Here is a 17,218-nt window from a genome sequence, read left to right on the forward strand (position 1 = left end):
TGTCATGAGACACCCCGATTCGTCGCCGGGTTCGCAACCTGTGCCCGGGCCAGGAAGAATCGGGGTGCGTGCCGCCACGGCGGTGCGGTGGTGAGACGCTGCACGGGGTCGCGTACATATGTGGGTGGACGGGGCCCGTACGGGGAGGTGGCAGGCAAGTGGTGGATCAGCTGACGCAGCACGATCCGCGGCGGATCGGGCCGTTCGAGGTGCTGGGACGGCTGGGGGCCGGCGGCATGGGGCTGGTCTATCTGGCGCGCTCGGCGTCCGGGCGACGCGTGGCGATCAAGACGGTACGGACCGAGCTCGCCGAGGACCAGCTGTTCCGGGTCCGCTTCACCCGCGAGGTGGAGGCGGCCCGCGCGGTCTCCGGCTTCTACACGGCCGCCGTCGTCGACGCCGACCCGCGCGCCGCGGTGCCGTGGCTGGCGACCGCGTACGTGCCGGCGCCCTCCCTCGAAGAGATAGTGAACGACTGCGGGCCGCTCCCGGCCCAGGCGGTCCGCTGGCTCGCCGCGGGTGTCGCCGAGGCACTCCAGTCGATCCACGGCGCCGGCCTTGTCCACCGCGACCTCAAGCCGTCCAACGTCCTCGTCGTCGAGGACGGCCCCCGGGTCATCGACTTCGGCATCGCCTCCGGCGTCTCCAACACCCGGCTGACCATGACGAACGTCGCGGTCGGCACCCCCGCCTACATGTCCCCGGAGCAGGCCAAGGACTCCCGCAGCGTCACCGGCGCGAGCGACGTCTTCTCCCTCGGCTCCATGCTCGTCTTCGCCGCCACCGGCCACCCGCCCTTCCACGGCGCCAACCCGGTCGAGACCGTCTTCATGCTGCTCCGCGAGGGCCCGGACCTCGAAGGCCTCCCGGACGAACTCCGTCCGCTCATCGAGTCCTGCATGCAGATGGAGGCCACCGCCCGCCCCAACCCGGCCGACCTCCAGGCCCAGCTCGCCCCCCACCTGTTCGGCTCCGGCTCCGACGACAGCGGTACGGCGTCCGCCTGGCTGCCCGAGAAGGCGGTCGGGCTGATCGAGTCCCGCCGCGGCGGCCGCCCCGCCGTCAAACCCGCCGCCGGCCCCTCCGGCGGCCGCAGCGCGGGCCGCCTCGCGGTCCCCCCGCCGCCGTCCTACGACCCCGTGGTCCCCGCCCCCGTCCCGGTGGGCGCCCCCGACACCGGACCGGTCCGCCTCGCCGGCGCCCCGGTGCCGATCGGCCCGGGACCGCGCGTCGCCGACGCCCGCGCCGCCGCCGTGAAGGCACCTCCGCCCGAGGCCGGCCTGGTGGCCAGCTGGTCCCGCCCGCACCCCGGCGTCAACGGCGCCGACCCCGGCCTGCCGGCGGTCCCCGCCCCGCCCCCGGAGACGGCCTCCGGCTGGCGGCCCTGGCGGTTCCGGATGTCCAACGATGTCTGGGGCACCCCGTCCGTCGACGGCGACCTCGTCTACGTCACCTCCTTCGAGGTGCACGCCCTCGACGTGGCCACCGGCCGCCGCCGCTTCAAGACCCGCGACGTCGCCTGGTCCATGGCGGTCGCCGACGGCCGTATCCACGCCTCCGACGGCCCCACCCTGTTCGCCCTGGAGGCCCGTGAGGGCGGCGACCTGTGGCGGCTGTCCACCGACGCCTGGGTGTACTCCCTCAAGGCCGACCGCGGCACCCTCGTCACCGGCACCCGGGGCGGCGGCGTCCAGGCCTGGGAGGCCTCCAGCGGGCAGAAGCTCTGGGAGCTGGCAGGTGCCCAGACCGACTTCGAGGCCCCCGAGTCCGGGCCGTCCCTCCACGACGGCACGGTCTACGTCTGGCAGGACGCGCGCCTGCGGGCGCTGGACGCGCGTACCGGCGACGAGCGCTGGTCCTACCCGATCGGCGACGCCGCCTCCTGCGGGGGCGTCCCGGTCCGCCTCACCCACGCCGACGACGGCTTCGTCTACGCCTCCGCGGGCACCCGCGTCGTCGCCCTCGACACCACGAGCGGCCGGGTCCGCTGGCACTTCGAGGCGCCGGCCGTCTTCCTCTCCCCGCCGGCGTTCGTGCCGGGGCCCGCGGTCACGGGCGGCGGCGTCTACCTGGCCGACTATCTCGGCACCGTCTACGCCCTCGACGCCACCGACGGCCGCGACCGCTGGCGCATCGCGACGGAGGCCCGTGCCTCGATCGAGCCGGTGCTCGTGGCCGCGGGCCACGTCCACGTCGGCAGCGGCAAGGGCCTGTACACGCTCGACGCGGTCACCGGCACCCCCAAGTGGCGCTTCCAGGCGGGCGGCGACGTGGTGGGCGCCCCCGCGGTGGCCGAGGGCCGTATCCACTTCGGGTCCACGGACCACCTGCTGTACACGCTGAAGGCCGACGACGGCCGGCTGCGGTGGAAGCTGGCCACCGGCGGGGAGATCACCGGGTCGCCCGTGGTGCGGGACGGGGTGGTGTACGCGTGCAGCAAGGACCGGTGCGTCTACGCCCTGGACGCCGAGAAGGGCACCGGCACGGCCCGGACCGCCTGAGCGCCACGGGGGCGCGGGTCCCAGGACCACTGCGACGCCGTGGGGATTTGTCGCGCAGTTCCCCGCGCCCCTGAAAGGACGGGGTGCTGCTTTCGTGCCCGGTCGGGGGGCGTCGTGGGGGTGCGGGTTGTGGGGCCGGTGCGGGGCTGTGGGGGTTTGTCGCGCAGTTCCCCGCGCCCCTGAAAGGACGGGGTGCTGCTTTCGTGCCCGGTCGGGGGGCGTCGTGGGGGTGCGGGTTGTGGGGCCACTGCGACGCCGTGGGGATTTGTCGCGCAGTTCCCCGCGCCCCTGAAAGGACGGGGTGCTGCTTTCGTGCCCGGTCGGGGGGCGTCGTGGGGGTGCGGGTTGTGGGGCCGGTGCGGGGCTGTGGGGGTTTGTCGCGCAGTTCCCCGCGCCCCTGAAAGGACGGGGTGCTGCTTTCGTGCCCGGTCGGGGGGCGTCGTGGGGGTGCGGGTTGTGGGGCCGGTGCGGGGCTGTGGGGGTTTGTCGCGCAGTTCCCCGCGCCCCTGAAAGGACGGGGGTGCTGCAGCAGTGCCCCGCGCTTGAAAGATGGGGGTGCTTCACCAGCGCCCCTTTAGGGGCGCGGGGAACTGCGCGATCAGCCAGTACGCAGCCGCGGTCGCCCGGCGGCAGCCACTGGCACGCTCTGGGGCGGTCGGCGGCTCAGCGGGTGCGCGGGGTCGTGCGGGTGCGGTCGGCGAAGAGTTCCGCCTGCCGTTCGCCGGGCAGGTTGCCCAGCGTGATCAGGTGCGGCGCCTGGGCCCACCCCCGCTCCCGGTCCGCCCCCCTCGCCGCCCACAGCGCCCGCACGCTGCCCTGCACGCCCTCCGTCGGGTACCCGGCGATGACGGTCGCGCACCGCACGGCCGCCGCCAACGCCTGCCCGGCGGGCGTCACCTCGGACACCAGCCCCACCTCGTACGCCCTGCGCGCCCCCACCCGCTCGGCGTTGCCCATCAGCACCATCCGGGCCACCTCCCCGTACGGCATCCGCTGCGCCATCAGCACCGACTCGTAGGCGCTGACCATGCCGTAGGAGGTGTGCGGGTCGAAGAAGGCCGCGGTCTCGTCGGCGACGACGAAGTCGCACTCGCCGAGGAGGTAGAAGGCGCCCCCGCAGGCCATCCCGGCCACCGCGGCGACCACCGGCTTCCACAGGTCGTTCGCCTTCGGCCCGACGGCGATCAGCGGGTCGTCCTGGCTGTAGGGCGAGGCCGGCTGCGGCACGACCGCGTCCCGGTCGAGCCCGGTGCTGAAGGCGCGCCCGCCGGCCCCGGTGAGCACGACGGCCCGTACCGCGTCGTCGAAGCGCAACGCCCGCCAGACGGAGGCGAGTTCGGCGGCCGTCGTGAGGTCGATGGCGTTGAGGCGCGAGGGCCGGTCCAGGGTGACGACGGCGACGCCGCTCCTCTCGTCCGTGTCCAGCCGCAGGCTCACGGCCGCTCCAGGACCCACTGCGGCAGACCGTCGGCGAAGACCGCCTGCACCCGGGCGCCGATCCGGATCCGGTCCGGGGGCAGGGAGCCGAGCGGCGCCCCGGCCTCGGTCACCACGTTGCCCACCAGCCGTACCCGGGGCGCGTCGTCGAGTTCCACGACGACCACGTTGTACGGCGCCTGCGCCGCGTACTCGGGCAGCAGCGGCGGGTGCGGGACGACGTACGACCAGATCCGGCCCCGCCCGCTCGTCGGCCGCCACTGGCTCGCGAAGGACTGGCAGTGCGGGCAGCAGGGGCGGGGCGGGAAGCGGGGTTCGCCGCAGTCGGCGCAGGCCTGGACGCGGAGTTCGCCACGGGCCGCGTACTCCCAGAAGGGGGTGCCGTCGGTGTCGGTGACCGGTCGCAGCATGTCAGCTCCGGTTGGTGAGGAGGAGGGCCGAGGTCGGGACGCCCTCGCCGGCGGTGACCAGGCAGGTGGCGGCGCCCGGCACCTGGGCGGTGCTGGTGCCGCGCAGCTGTTTGACGCCCTCGGTGATGAGGTTGAACCCGTGCACGTAGGCCTCGCTGAGGCCCCCGCCGCCGGTGTTGACCGGCAGCCGTCCGCCGATCTCCAGGGCGCCCTGCTCGGTGAAGGCCCCGCCCTCCCCGCGGCCGCAGAAGCCGTACCCCTCCAGGGAGAGCGGGACGAGGGCGGTGAACGCGTCGTAGATCTGGGCCACGTCGACGTCCTCGGGGGTGAGGTCGGCGTGCTTCCACAGGTGGCGGGCGGCGGTCCAGGCGGGGCCGGTGAGGGGGTCGTCGTTCCAGTAGTTGACCATGCCGTGGTGCTGGGCGGGCAGCCCCTGGGCGGCCGCGTGGACGTAGACGGGGGTCCGTCGGCAGTCCCGGGCCCGCTCCCTGCTCACGACCACACAGGCCAGCGCGCCGTCCGTCTCCAGGCAGTTGTCGAAGAGGCAGAGCGGCTCGCTGATCCACCGGGAGGTCATGTACATCTCGCGGGTGAGGGGGCGGTCGTACATGACGGCGGCCGGGTTCTGGTTGGCCCGGTTGCGGCAGGCGAGGGCGACGTTGAAGAGGTGGTCGCGGGTCGCGCCGTACTCGTGCATGTAGCGGCGGGTGAGCATGGCTATCTCGTCGGCGGGCCGGAGCAGGCCGAAGGGGCGGGTCCACTGGGCGGGGGTCGGGAGCTGGACGGTGGTGTTGGTCCAGGGGCGGGGGCCGGAGCCGCGCTTCCGGGACCGCCAGGCCACGCCCACGCTCGCCTGCCCACTGGCTATCGCGGCGGCGAGGTGCGCGACCGTGGCACAGGAGCCCCCGCCCCCGTACCCCGCCTTGCTGAAGAAGGTCAGATCCCCGAACCCGACCGCCTTGGCCAGCTCCACCTCGTCGGTCTCCTCCATGGTGAAGGAGGCGAGCGCGTCGACCTCGCCGGGCGCGATGCCGGCGTCGTCGAGGGCGGCGACGACGGCCCGGCAGGCGAGGGTCTTCTCGTCCTCGTCGAGCCGTTTGGCGAAGCGTGTCTGCCCGATCCCGACGATGGCGGTGGCGTCCTTGACGCCATGGAGACCTTTGCGCTCGGTCATGGTGCCCGCACCTCCACGGCGTTCGCGGTTTGCTGACAGTCCGTCAGGCTACAGCTAATCTGACGGTCAGTCAGCTATGCGTCAGGGGAGGCCGGTTGTGCGCGGTGACATGGAGTGGGGGACCGTTCCGGGACTGGTGCGGTCGGCGGCGGAGCGGTACGCGGACGTCGAGGCGGTGGTGGAGGGCCGTACCCGGATCACGTACGCCGACCTGGGCGCCCGGGTGGAACGGGCGGCGGCCGCGTGCATCGCCTCCGGCGTGGGGACGGGCGACCGGGTCGGCATCTGGGCCCCGAACTCCCTGGACTGGATCGTCGCGGCGCTGGGCGCGGTGTCGGCCGGCGGGGTGCTGGTCCCGCTGAACACCCGCTTCAAGGGCACGGAGGCGGCGGACGTGCTGCGCAGGAGCGGTGCCCGGCTGCTGTTCGTGACCGGGACCTTCCTCGGGACCTCGTACGTGGCGTCGCTGCGGAGGGCGGCGGGGGAGGGGGACGGGCGCGGTCCGCTGCCGGGACTGCCGTCCCTGCGGGACGTGGTGGTGCTGTCGGAGGACGCGCCCGTCGCCTTCCGCACCTGGAAGGACTTCCTGGCCGCCGGGGAGGGCGTCGGCACAGGCGACGTGACGGCCCGCTCGGCAGAGGTGGACGGAACCTGCCTCTCCGACATCATCTTCACCTCGGGCACGACGGGCCGCCCCAAGGGCGCGATGATCACCCACGCGCAGACCCTGCGGGCGTACGAGATCTGGGCCGAACTCGCGGGCCTGCGCACCGGTGACCGCTACCTGATCGTCAACCCCTTCTTCCACACCTTCGGCTACAAGGCCGGCGTGATCGCGTGCCTGATGCGCGGGGCGACGATGATCCCGCAGCCGGTGTTCGACGTCGCGACGGTCCTGGCGAACATCGCGGCGGAACGGGTGTCGGTCCTCCCCGGGCCGCCGACCCTGCACCAGTCCCTCCTGGACCACCCGGCCCGCGACGCCCACGACCTCTCCGCCCTGCGCCTGGTCGTGACGGGCGCGGCCGTCGTCCCCCTGCTCCTCGTCGAGCGGCTGCGCGGCGAACTCGGCGTGGAGACCGTCCTGACCGCCTACGGCCTGTCCGAGGCGAGCGGGATCGTGACCATGTGCCGCAGGGGCGACGACCCGACGGTGATCGCGTCGACGTCGGGCCGCGCGATCCCCGGCACCGAGGTGCGGGTGGACGCGCCGCCCGGCGAACCCGGGGAGGTGCTGGTCCGCGGCTTCAACGTCATGCGCGGCTACTTCGAGGACCCGGCCGCGACCGTCCAGACGCTGACGGCGGACGGCTGGCTGCGCACCGGCGACGTCGGCGTCCTGGACCCGGCCGGGAACCTCCGTATCACCGACCGCCTCAAGGACATGTTCATCGTCGGCGGCTTCAACGCCTACCCGGCGGAGATAGAGCAACTGCTGGGCCTGCACCCGGAGGTGGCCGACGTCGCGGTGATCGGCGTACCGGACGGGCGGCTCGGCGAGGTCGGCAAGGCGTTCGTGGTGCGGCGGGCGGGGGCCGTACTGACGGCCGACGACCTGATCGCCTGGGCCCGCCGCGAGATGGCGAACTACAAGGTGCCGCGCACGGTGGAGTTCGTGGCGGAACTCCCGCGGAACGCGAGCGGGAAGGTGGTGAAGGGGGAGTTGCGGGGGTGGGGCTAGTTCTAGGGCCTGTCTGACCATTCCCGTCGTCGCCCGGAGGGCGGCCTCGCGGCATCAGGTGCGTGCTCTGGGGGCCCCGGCCGAAGGCTGGGGGAGTGCCGGGCCCTGATCCACGGACTGGACGTACTTGGGTCAGGGCCCGGCGCGGCGAGAGTGCACGCACGGCGTCGCGAGGTCAGGCGGGAATGGTCAGACAGGCCCTCGGCCCGGAAACGGGCTACCCACCGGTGCGCACACTGGCGCGACACTCCCAGTTCCTTGGCCACGTGCGCCACCGGACGCAGGTCGTACACGACACGGCGCACCAGCAGACATCTGCCGTGAAAGGTCAGCCGGGCATTAGCGTGGGCCACCAAGACCTCCGGTTGTGGTGAAGACAGGCATCTCCACTACGCCCGGAGGTCTTCTCTTGATCAATTACCGACGCGAGTTACCAACCTCTTGGCCGAGTACACCTAGGTGCGTCAGGGGGCCCGGCTGGGGCCGTTTGCCGCAGGGCATCAAGCCGGGCGGACCTCCGGTGCGGACGGGGCGGCAGTCGGCCGCAGACCCTCACGATCCAGGAGCCCTGTCGTCATCCGCAGGTCATCGGACCGGCGAGAGGCCGTGCCCTCCGCGCGCTATCTCCGGTCCGAGGTCGAGGTCGGTCTCCTTGAACGAGAGCAGCCGGGATCCGCCGCGCCACACCTGGATCCCCTCCCGGCCCCTGACCACCAGCTCGGCCGCCCGGCTGCCGTAGCTGTCGAGCAGTACCGCCGAGCCGCCGGGCACGGCCCGCGCCCCCTCGGTGGTCAGCCCCCCGGCACTCCCTCTCAGCAGGATGACCTCCTCCGGCCCCGTCCTGGGCACGACCGAGAACGCCACATCGGGGTATCCGTCGCCGTCCACGTCCCCGGCCGCCGGCGCGCCGCCGAACGTGCAGGGCATGAAGGGTCCCTTCACCGGCAGGCCCGTGGTGTCCCCGGTGACGCGTGACGTCTTCAGCGTCCCGCCGTAGAGAATCATCAGCCGGCTGCCGCCCACGGGGACCATCGAATCGCCGAGCATCTCGCAGGGCAACCCCGCCACGACGTCGGCGTAACCGTCGTGGTTCACGTCCGCCGTCGTGAGCGTCGAACCGTAGAAGCCGTCCTCCAGCCGCGGCCCCTCGACCAGCTTCCCGTCGGCGGCACCCCGGTACACGACGGTGGCGCGGGCGACGGGCGCGTAGTCCGCCAGGATGGACCAGCTGACCAGGAGATCGTCCTTGCCGTCCCCCGTGACGTCGCCCAGTGCGGCGGGAACCGCGACGGGATACTCCGGGTCGCTCGGCGTCAGGTCGAGAGAGACGCTACGGCGCGGTGTGCCCTGGCGGCTGAAGGGACCCAGGAGGATCCGTACGGCGTTGTCCTCACCCGTACCGACGACGAGATCGGTGTGTCCGTCGCCGTCGACATCGCCCGTGAGGGGTGCCGAACCCGTCAGCCGGGCCGCGGTACCGGTCAGCCCCTGGTCGCTCCCCCAGACGACGAAGACCGTCTTCCGGCCCGCCTGGGTGACGAAGTCGGCCCGTCCGTCACCGTCGAGGTCGGCGGTCACGCTCGTGTCCGGGCTGCCGAAGGCGCCGCCCTCGCCCGCCTTGCCCAATCCCAGATCGTTCTGGGTGACGACCCGCGGTCCCTCGAGCCGCGGTCCCCGCGCGGACCCTCGCAGGACGGCCGCGAACCCGGCCGCGTACTTCCCGTTCACGGTCGCGGTCGTGTCACCGACCACGAGATCGCCGTACCCGTCCCCGTCGAAGTCGGACCGAACCCCCGGATGACGTGCCGGGCTCTCCTCCGACGCGCCCGAACCACAGGCCGACAGCAGCAGAAGCAGGACGGCACCCATGCCACACGCTCTCTTCATGCCCACTCGGACCGCCGGGAGCGGCCCTGGGTTGCGCAAAGGCGTGAGGCACGCGGAACGTCTCGGTCAGCGCCTCGCGCCAGTCCCGGTCTCGCGGTCGTGTGCGGGGAGCCGACCCGGACACACCCCGGCCGCGACGGCTCCCCCTCCGCGCCGCCGCGGCCGATCCCCGTCCCGGTGTGGTCCTGTCAGGCGGTCTCGCCCGTGGCGTGGATGTTGTCCGTGTGGACGGTGCCCGTGCCGGCCGCCTCCGCCGCCGCCTCCTCGTCCGCCTTGAACGGGTTCCCCGCCGCGAGCGGCTCGCTCGTCGCGTGGATGTTGTCCGTGGTGACGGTCGTCCCGTCCTCGGTGCCCGTCGCGTGGATGTTGTCGGTGCTGTTGTCGTCGCTCATGTTCACTGCCTCCCCTGACAGTTCGGTGCCCTGAAATAGAGCGCCCGTCCGGCGGTTCCCCCGGAGACCCGCCGGACAGGCGTCGTGACCGCTCACCGTAGTGCAACGGTCCGGGTCGTCCGTCTGCCCCCCGACGCGGCGGAACGACACCACGAGAGTGACGGACGGCGATAAACGAACGATGAACGTCCGCGCGGCAGTGTCAGCCCGTCAGCCCGTCCCGCCGCCGGGGCCCGGACGGCGGTGCCGGTCCGGGCTACGCCATCGCGAGCGGCTGGAGGAGGGCACGGACCTGGTCCGCCTCCGGGGCGCCGAGCGCCTCGAACAGGTCGAGCGCCTCGCGCCAGCAGACCTGGGCCCGGCCGGGCTGCGCGATGCCGTTCAGCGCCTGCCCGAGGACCACCAGCACGTTGGCCCGCCGCCAGTCACCGCCGATGCCGCGCAGCACGGTCAGCGCGGCCTCGGCGTTGGATGCGGCCTGTCCCGGGTGCCCGGCGGCCAGATCGACCTCGGCGAGCCGGAACAGCGACATGCCCTCCCACAGGCGCTGGCGGCTGTCCCGGAACACCTCCAGGGCCTCCTGCAGCCGGGCGGTCGCCTCGGTGAGCGCACCGTGCTTGGTCAGGGCGAGGCCGAGGGCGTAGCGGCCGTTGGCGCCCTTGAGGGCGTGCCCCATGGCGTCGTACATCTCCGTCCCCTGCCGGGCCAGCGTCACCGCGCTCTCGGTCCGCCCGGTGGCCAGGTGGATACGGGACAGATTGCACAGGGCACTCGCCTCGCCGGGGCGGTCGTCGCACGCGCGGAAGCTCTCGATCGCCTGGTTGAGGTGGACTTCGCCGTCGTCGTTGCGGCTCTGGTAGACGGCGATCACGCCGAGGATGTTGGACGACCAGCAGCTCGCCAGCGGGTCGACGGACGTGGTGGTCAGCTCGCGGGCCCGGCCGGCCTCCTCGTCGGCCAGGTCGAACCGGCCGGTGACGCTGTGCCCGTAGGCGAGGGTGATCAGGGCCCGGGCCTCGGCCCGCGGGTCCTCGACCCCGCGTGCCGCCGCGCACAGGGTGGCCGCGACACCGGCGTACTCCTTGGAGTTGGCGCCGGACTCGGCCAGGTCCACCGCGGCCCACAGCGCGTCGACGGCGCGCGCGAGGAGCCCGGATCCCGCCGACTGCCGTACGCACGCCAGCAGGGACACCGCCTCCGCGTACAGCCAGTCCTGCGCGCGGTGACGGTCCGCGAAGACCAGACCGGGGCGCTCGGGGGTGGCCAGGTGGTCCACCAGCCGGTCGCCGGGCCGCTCCAGGGCGTAGACACCGGCGGCCGTCGCCAGGTAGAAGTCCAGCAGCCGGGAGAGCGCCGCGGCCCGTTCGCTGGGCGGCTGCTCGTCCCGTTCCGCGCACGCACGCGCGTAGAGGCGGACGAGGTCGTGGTAGCGGTAGCGGCCGGGAGCCGCGGACTCCAGGAGCGAGGTGTCGACGAGGGCCTCCAGGAGGTCCTCGGTGTCCTCCTGGGAGAGGTCCAGCATCGCGGCGGCCGCGGCCAGCGAGATGTCGGGGCCGTCGGCCAGGCCGAGGAGGCGGAAGGCCCGCGCCTGGGCCGGGTCCAAGGCGCCGTAGCCCAGTTCGAAGGTCGCCTTCACCGCCAGGTCGCCGGCCTGGAGCTCGTCCAGGCGGCGGCGTTCGTCGGCGAGCTTGGCCGCGAGCACGGAGACCGTCCAGGTGCGGCGGCCGGCCAGCCGGGAGGCCGCGATGCGGATCGCCAGCGGGAGGAAGCCGCAGGCCGCGACCACGTCCAGGGCGGCCTCGCGCTCGGCGGCCACCCGCTCCGCGCCGACGATCTTCGTGAACAGCTGCAACGCCTCGTCCGGGGACATCACGTCCAGGTCCACCAGGTGGGCGCCCGCCAGGTCGACCATCCGGACCCTGGACGTCACCAGCGCCGCGCAGCCCTCCGTGCCCGGCAGCAGTGGCCGTACCTGCGCCGCGTCCCGTGCGTTGTCCAGCAGGACCAGCACCCGGCGCCCGTCCAGCACGGACCGGTACAGCGCCGCCCGCTCCTCCAGCGAGTCCGGGATCGCGGAGTCGGCCGTGCCCAGGGCGCGCAGGAAGGCGCCGAGCACCGTCTCCGGTTCCGCGGCCCGGGTGCCCGCGCCCTGCAGATCGACGTACAGCTGCCCGTCGGGGAAGGCGGACCGGGCCCGGTGGGCCACATGGACGGCGAGAGTCGTCTTGCCGACGCCTCCGATGCCCGCCAGCGCCGATACGGCCATCACCCGGCCGTCCGCCGACGCCAGCACCTCGCTCAGCTCGGTGACGAAGGCGGACCTCCCGGTGAAGTCTGGCACGGTCGCGGGGAGTTGGGCGGGCCGGACGAGGGCGGACGGGGTTTTCGGCGCGGGGGAGGAGGGCTCGGCCAGGGCCGGGTCGGCCTGGAGGATGCGCTGTTGCAGGTCGCGCAGGCCGGAACGCGGGTCGACGCCGAGTTCCTCGGCGAGCAGCCTGCGGGTGTCGGCGTACACCGCGAGGGCCTCCGCCTGACGGCCGCTGCGGTACAGGGCGAGCATGAGGAGTTCGCGCAGGCGCTCGCGCAGGGGGTGGGCCGCGGTGAGGGCGGTCAGCTCCGAGACCGCCTCCGCGTGGCAGCCCTGTTCCAGGTCCATGTCCAGGCGGGATTCCAGCAGTTGGAGCTGCCACTCCTCCAGCCGGGTGCGCTGGGCGTCGGCGTACGGGCCCGGCACCCCGGCCAGCGGTTCGCCGTCCCACAGGGCGAGCGCCCGGTTCAGTGTCTCCCGGGCCTGCCCCAGGTCCCCGGCGCCGCGCGCCTTCTCGGCAGCCGCCGCCAGGTCCTGCGCCGTCGCCACGTCCAGGGCGCCCTCGCCCAGCCCGCGCACCGCGTAGCCGCCGGACTCGCTGACCAGGACCCCGGGGTCCAGGATCTTGCGCAGCCGGGAGGCGTAAGTGCGCACCGCCGCCAGCGCCTGCGACGGCGGCTCGGGGCCCCACAGCGCGTCGATCAGCTCCGCCGCGGTAGCCGTCCGGCCCTCGCGCAGCAACAGGGCGGCGAGCAGGGCGCGCTGCTGCGGGGAGCCGGTGCTGAGCGGCTCCCCGGCACGCCAGGCGCGCACCGGACCGAGCACGCTGAAGCGCAACGCCGCAGCCTCCGCCGAGGAGGAGGCGCGCCGCTGCTCCGGCACCCGCGGTCCACCGTCCATGCCCGTCCCCCTAGACATCCCGCTTCACCCCGTCAGTCTGCCTTGTCCGGGCGGGTCGCGTCAGCCGGGGGAGACGCCGATCACAGGGCGGCGCGCGGTGGTCCACACAGTCTTCACACGGAGACGGCCGCCGTCAGCAGGCCCGACTCCTGACGGAACGATTCAGCGGGCGACCGGTGTCTTCCGCGCCGGGTTCGGCGAACGCGTACACGGGGTGCCCCGGAGTCGCCTGACGAACCGTCATCCCACTAGCTGACGGTTCGTCAGATCGACGCTACCGTGAGCCCCATGGACACCCAGGACGGCACCTTCCCGCTGATCATCTCCGTCGACGACCACACCGTGGAGCCGCCGGACGTCTGGCAGTCCCGCCTCCCGAAGAAGTACCTGGACACCGGGCCGCGCATCGTCCGGGCCCCGCTGAAGGAAATGACCTTCCTCGGCGGCCGGTTCAAGCCCGTCATGGGCAAGCCGGGTGAGGACGGCCCCGTCGGCGACTGGTGGATCTACGAGGACCTGCACCGTCCCCTCACCCGCCTCGACACCGCCGTCGGCTACTCCCGTGACGAGATCAAGCTCGAAGTGATCACGTACGAGCAGATGCGGGCCGGGTCGTACGACGTGCCGCAGCGGCTCGCCGACATGGACGTCAACCACGTCCAGTCCGCGCTCTGCTTCCCGACCTTCCCCCGTTTCTGCGGGCAGACCTTCACCGAGGCCAAGGACCGGGAGCTGGCCCTGCTCTGCGTCCAGGCCTACAACGACTGGATGGTGGAGGAGTGGTGCGGCCCGCTGGCCCGGGGCCGCCAGATACCCCTCGCCCTGATCCCGCTGTGGGACGCCGGGCTGGCCGCCGCCGAGGTCCGCCGCAACGCGGCCCGCGGAGTCCGCGCCGTCGCCTTCTCCGAGATACCCCCGCACCTCGGGCTGCCCTCCGTCCACACCGACGACTGGGACCCCTTCCTCGCCGCCTGCGACGAGACCGGCACGGTCGTCGCCATGCACATCGGCTCCAGCAGCAGGATGCCCTCCACCTCGGCCGACGCGCCGCCCGCCGTCGGCTCCACCATCACCTTCGCCAACTGCTGCTTCTCGATGGTCGACTGGCTGATGAGCGGCAAGTTCGAGCGCTTCCCGAACCTGAAGGTGATGTACGCGGAGGGCCAGATCGGCTGGATCCCCTACATCCTGGAGCGCGCCGACGTCGTCTGGGAGGAGAACCGCGCCTGGGGCGGCGTCGCCGACAAGGTCACCCGCCCGCCCTCCGAGCTCTTCGCCGGGCACGTCTACGGCTGCTTCTTCGACGACGCCTTCGGGCTGAAGAACCTGGACGCGATCGGCGTCGGCAACGTCCTCTACGAGACCGACTACCCCCACTCCGACTCCACCTGGCCGAAGTCGAGGGAGGTCGGCGAGGCCCAGATGGGGCACCTGGCCCCGGACGTGGTGGAGCGGATCGTCCGCGGGAACGCGATCGAACTGCTGGGGCTGACGGCGGACGGACTGTGGGGCGGTCCGCGGTGAGCTTCGACCACGGCATCCAGCTGCCGGTCCAGTCCCAGTCGACCATCTACGCGGAGCCCTGGGAGGCCGGGGCGGGCGCCGCCGACCTGGTCGAGATCGCGCGGGCCGTCGACCGGGCCGGCTTCGCCTACCTCGCCGTCTGCGACCACGTGGCGATCCCGCACCGGCTGGCCGGGGCCATGAGCACGGTCTGGTACGACCCGGTGGCCACCCTCGCCCACCTGGCCGCCGTGACCGAACGGGTACGGCTGCTCAGCCATGTCGCCGTCGTCGGGCTGCGGCACCCGCTCCTGTCCGCCAAGCAGTACGCGACCCTCGACCACCTCTCCGGCGGCCGCCTGATCCTCGGCGTCGGCGCCGGGCACGTGCGGGAGGAGTTCGAGGTGCTGGGGGTGGACTTCGGGCAGCGCGGGGCGGTGCTGGACGAGGCGGTCGACGCGCTGCGCGCCGCGCTCGGGCCGGACGAGTTCCCCTCCCACCACGGCAAGTTCTACGACTTCGAGGGGCTCGGGCAGCGGCCCAGGCCCGCCCAGGAGCGGGTGCCGGTCTGGGTCGGCGGGTCGTCGCCGGCCGCCGTGCGGCGGGCCGCGCTCAAGGGCGACGGCTGGCTGCCGCAGGGCGACCCGCGGGACCGGCTCCCGGCGCAGATCGCCCGGCTGCGGCGGCTGCGCGACGAGGCCGGCATCGAGGAGCCGATCACCGTCGGCGCGATCACCGAACCGCTGTACGTCGGCACACCGGACTGGGCGGTGGGCCGCCGCACGCTCAGTGGTGCCCCCGAGGCCCTCGCCGAGTCGCTGCGGGCGTACGGCGCGCTGGGCGTGCACCAGATCCAGGTGCGGTTCCGCAGCCGGAGCCGGGCCGAACTCATCGACCAGATAGAGGCGTTCGGGGCGGACGTCGCGCCCCTTCTGACCTGAGGGAGTGGCATGGGCAAGCTGGACGGGCGGGTCGTCATCGTCACCGGGGCGGCGCGCGGGCAGGGCGAGCAGGAGGCGCGGCTCTTCGTCGCGGAGGGCGCGAGCGTGGTCGTGGCGGATGTGCTGGACGACCTGGGCGAGGCCCTCGCCAAGGAGATCGGGGCGGCCTACGTCCACCTGGACGTGGGGGTGGAGGAGGAGTGGCAGGCCGCCGTCGCCGCCGCCAAGCGGACGTACGGCCGCCTCGACGGGCTGGTGAACAACGCCGGCATCCTGCGCTTCAACGCGCTCGTGGACACGCCCCTCGACGAGTTCATGCAGGTCGTGCAGGTCAACCAGGTCGGCTGCTTCCTGGGCATGAAGACGGTCGCGCCCGAACTGGACGACGGCGGGACCATCGTCAACACGGCCTCCTACACGGCGCTGACGGGGATGGCGGCGGTCGGCACCTACGCGGCCACCAAGCACGCCGTGCTCGGCCTCACCCGGGTCGCCGCGCTGGAACTCGCCGGCCGGCGCATCCGCGTCAACGCGATCTGCCCCGGCGCCATCGACACCGCGATGTCCAACCCGGCGCGGCTCGACCCCACCGCCGACCCGGCGGAGATGAGCCGCGCGCTGGACGAGCTGTACCGCAAGCTCGTGCCGCTGGGGCGGATCGGGCGGGCGGACGAGGTGGCCAGGCTGGCGCTCTTCCTGACCTCGGACGACTCGTCGTACATCACCGGCCAGCCGTTCGTGATCGACGGCGGATGGCTGGCCGGGGTCAGTGTCATCTGACGGATCGTCAGCTATTGACGATGGCGACGGCCGGTGCGACAGTCGGCCAACGACAGGATCTGACAGAGCGTCAGAAAATATGGGACGGTGAACCGCCTTGGAATTCGGGCTCTTTGTACAGGGATACGTGGGCAAGCGGGCCGAGACCGACCCGCTGGCCGAGCACAAGGCACTGATGGAGGAGACCGAGTACGTCATCCAGGCGGACCAGTCCGGCTTCAAGTACGCCTGGGCGTCCGAGCACCACTTCCTCGACGAGTACTCGCACCTGTCCGCCAACGACGTGTACCTGGGCTACCTGGCGCACGCGACGGAACGGATTCATCTGGGCTCGGGCATCTTCAACCCGCTGGCCCAGGTCAACCACCCCGTCAAGGTGGCCGAGAAGGTTGCCATGCTCGACCATCTCAGCGGCAACCGCTTCGAGTTCGGCAGCGGGCGCGGCGCCGGCTCCCACGAGATCCTCGGGTTCATCCCCGGTGTGACCGACATGAACTACACCAAGGAGATCTGGGAGGAGACCATCGCCGAGTTCCCCAAGATGTGGCTCCAGGACGAGTACGTCGGCTTCCAGGGCAAGCACTGGCAGCTGCCGCCGCGCAAGGTGGTGCCGAAGCCGTACGGCAAGTCGCACCCCGCGATGTGGTACGCCGCCGGGTCGCCGCCGTCGTACGCCATGGCCGCGAAGAAGGGGCTCGGGGTGCTCGGGTTCAGCATCCAGAAGGTCTCCGACATGGAGTGGGTGCTGGAGCAGTACAAGACGGCGATCGTGAACGCCGAGCCGGTCGGGGACTTCGTCAACGACAACGTGATGGTGACGACGACGGCGATCTGTGCGCCCACACACGACGAGGCGATCCGCATCGCGGCGTCCGGCGGGCTGCACTACCTGCCGTCCCTGGTGTTCCGGTACCACGACACCTTCCCGCGGCCCGAGGGCTTCCCGGTGTGGCCGGAGACGCTGCCGGAGTACACGCCGGAGTTCGTGGAGCTGCTCGTCGAGGAGGAGCTGCTGATCTGCGGTGACCCCGACGAGGTGCTGCGGCAGTGCAAGCGGTGGGAGCAGGCCGGGGCTGACCAGCTGAGCTTCGGGCTGCCGGTGGGGGTGCCGAAGGAGGAGACGCTGCAGACGATCCGGTTGATCGGGGAGCACGTGATTCCGAAGATCGACACGGATCCGGTGCACCGGACGACGCGGTTCCGTCAGGGGGCTTGAGGGTTCGTCGGCGGGTGCGGGTGCGGGTGCGGGTGCGGGTGCGGGTGTGTTGTGGCTGGTCGCGCAGTTCCCCGCGCCCCTGGGTTTC

The 17,218-nt window shown here is 72.8% G+C and carries 12 protein-coding genes and 1 pseudogene; 6 read left to right on the plus strand and 7 right to left on the minus strand.

Annotation, left to right across the window (positions count from 1 at the left end):
- The first annotated feature begins 158 nt into the window (after positions 1–158).
- A complete protein-coding gene (locus BLW82_RS24080) occupies positions 159–2,501 on the plus strand; it encodes an outer membrane protein assembly factor BamB family protein (protein ID WP_093501659.1) in 2,343 nt (780 codons plus the stop codon).
- A gap of 663 nt (positions 2,502–3,164) precedes the next feature.
- Here BLW82_RS24080 and BLW82_RS24085 read toward each other — a convergent pair.
- The 3 genes from BLW82_RS24085 to BLW82_RS24095 are packed head-to-tail and all read right to left on the minus strand — an operon-like array spanning position 3,165 to position 5,522.
- On the minus strand, positions 3,165–3,938 hold the full coding sequence (locus BLW82_RS24085; RefSeq protein ID WP_093501661.1) for an enoyl-CoA hydratase/isomerase family protein: 774 nt from the start codon (positions 3,936–3,938) through the stop codon (positions 3,165–3,167).
- Entirely contained in the window at positions 3,935–4,348 is a 414-nt protein-coding gene (locus tag BLW82_RS24090) for a Zn-ribbon domain-containing OB-fold protein (protein WP_093501663.1), read from the minus strand. Before BLW82_RS24090 ends, BLW82_RS24085 begins: the two co-directional genes overlap by 4 nt.
- A 1-nt stretch (position 4,349) precedes the next feature.
- Positions 4,350–5,522 (minus strand): lipid-transfer protein, encoded by a 1,173-nt coding sequence (locus BLW82_RS24095; protein WP_093501665.1) that lies wholly within the window; start codon positions 5,520–5,522, stop codon positions 4,350–4,352.
- A 109-nt stretch (positions 5,523–5,631) separates the two neighbouring features.
- On the opposite strand from BLW82_RS24095, the gene BLW82_RS24100 reads away from it, so the two are divergent.
- Positions 5,632–7,203, plus strand: coding sequence for a FadD3 family acyl-CoA ligase (locus tag BLW82_RS24100; protein ID WP_093508225.1), 1,572 nt, complete (start codon positions 5,632–5,634; stop codon positions 7,201–7,203).
- 197 nt (positions 7,204–7,400) lie between these two features.
- On the opposite strand, the pseudogene BLW82_RS24105 reads toward BLW82_RS24100, so the two are convergent.
- The 4 genes and pseudogenes from BLW82_RS24105 to BLW82_RS24120 form a co-directional block, all read right to left on the minus strand.
- Positions 7,401–7,556: pseudogene (locus tag BLW82_RS24105) on the minus strand (leucine zipper domain-containing protein); the annotation flags it as partial.
- Between the two features lie 232 nt (positions 7,557–7,788).
- Positions 7,789–9,072, minus strand: a complete 1,284-nt coding sequence (locus tag BLW82_RS24110) for an FG-GAP repeat domain-containing protein (RefSeq protein ID WP_107408569.1) — start codon at positions 9,070–9,072, stop codon at positions 7,789–7,791.
- Positions 9,073–9,278: 206 nt separating this feature from the next.
- Positions 9,279–9,482: a hypothetical protein gene (locus BLW82_RS24115; protein ID WP_093501669.1), complete on the minus strand. Its 204-nt coding sequence runs from the start codon at positions 9,480–9,482 to the stop codon at positions 9,279–9,281.
- Between the two features lie 256 nt (positions 9,483–9,738).
- Positions 9,739–12,690 carry an SARP-family global regulator AfsR gene (locus BLW82_RS24120; protein WP_093501671.1) on the minus strand — a complete coding sequence of 984 codons (2,952 nt, stop codon included), beginning with the start codon at positions 12,688–12,690 and terminating at the stop codon, positions 9,739–9,741.
- A 288-nt stretch (positions 12,691–12,978) separates the two neighbouring features.
- On the opposite strand from BLW82_RS24120, the gene BLW82_RS24125 reads away from it, so the two are divergent.
- The 4 genes from BLW82_RS24125 (at position 12,979) to BLW82_RS24140 (ending at position 17,130) form a co-directional block, all read left to right on the plus strand.
- Positions 12,979–14,214, plus strand: a complete 1,236-nt coding sequence (locus BLW82_RS24125) for an amidohydrolase family protein (protein ID WP_093501673.1) — start codon at positions 12,979–12,981, stop codon at positions 14,212–14,214.
- Positions 14,211–15,134 carry an LLM class F420-dependent oxidoreductase gene (locus BLW82_RS24130; protein ID WP_093508226.1) on the plus strand — a complete coding sequence of 308 codons (924 nt, stop codon included), beginning with the start codon at positions 14,211–14,213 and terminating at the stop codon, positions 15,132–15,134. The genes BLW82_RS24125 and BLW82_RS24130 overlap by 4 nt, the downstream gene beginning before the upstream one ends.
- Before the next feature lie 9 nt (positions 15,135–15,143).
- Positions 15,144–15,914 (plus strand): SDR family NAD(P)-dependent oxidoreductase, encoded by a 771-nt coding sequence (locus tag BLW82_RS24135; RefSeq protein WP_093501675.1) that lies wholly within the window; start codon positions 15,144–15,146, stop codon positions 15,912–15,914.
- A 97-nt stretch (positions 15,915–16,011) separates the two neighbouring features.
- Positions 16,012–17,130, plus strand: a complete 1,119-nt coding sequence (locus tag BLW82_RS24140) for an LLM class flavin-dependent oxidoreductase (RefSeq protein ID WP_093501677.1) — start codon at positions 16,012–16,014, stop codon at positions 17,128–17,130.
- Positions 17,131–17,218: the final 88 nt, after the last annotated feature.

The organism is Streptomyces sp. Ag109_O5-10 (assembly GCF_900105755.1).
Lineage (GTDB): Bacteria > Actinomycetota > Actinomycetes > Streptomycetales > Streptomycetaceae > Streptomyces.

What these genes read in the sequence shown, in the direction of transcription:
- BLW82_RS24110 (WP_107408569.1), bottom strand. Translation starts at nt 9,072, where the DNA reads ATGGGTGCCGTCCTGCTTCTGCTGCTGTCGGCCTGTGGTTCGGGCGCG.
- BLW82_RS24090 (WP_093501663.1), bottom strand. Translation starts at nt 4,348, where the DNA reads ATGCTGCGACCGGTCACCGACACCGACGGCACCCCCTTCTGGGAGTAC.
- BLW82_RS24095 (WP_093501665.1), bottom strand. Translation starts at nt 5,522, where the DNA reads ATGACCGAGCGCAAAGGTCTCCATGGCGTCAAGGACGCCACCGCCATC.
- BLW82_RS24135 (WP_093501675.1), top strand. Translation starts at nt 15,144, where the DNA reads ATGGGCAAGCTGGACGGGCGGGTCGTCATCGTCACCGGGGCGGCGCGC.
- BLW82_RS24115 (WP_093501669.1), bottom strand. Translation starts at nt 9,482, where the DNA reads ATGAGCGACGACAACAGCACCGACAACATCCACGCGACGGGCACCGAG.
- BLW82_RS24100 (WP_093508225.1), top strand. Translation starts at nt 5,632, where the DNA reads ATGGAGTGGGGGACCGTTCCGGGACTGGTGCGGTCGGCGGCGGAGCGG.
- BLW82_RS24125 (WP_093501673.1), top strand. Translation starts at nt 12,979, where the DNA reads ATGGACACCCAGGACGGCACCTTCCCGCTGATCATCTCCGTCGACGAC.
- BLW82_RS24120 (WP_093501671.1), bottom strand. Translation starts at nt 12,690, where the DNA reads ATGGACGGTGGACCGCGGGTGCCGGAGCAGCGGCGCGCCTCCTCCTCG.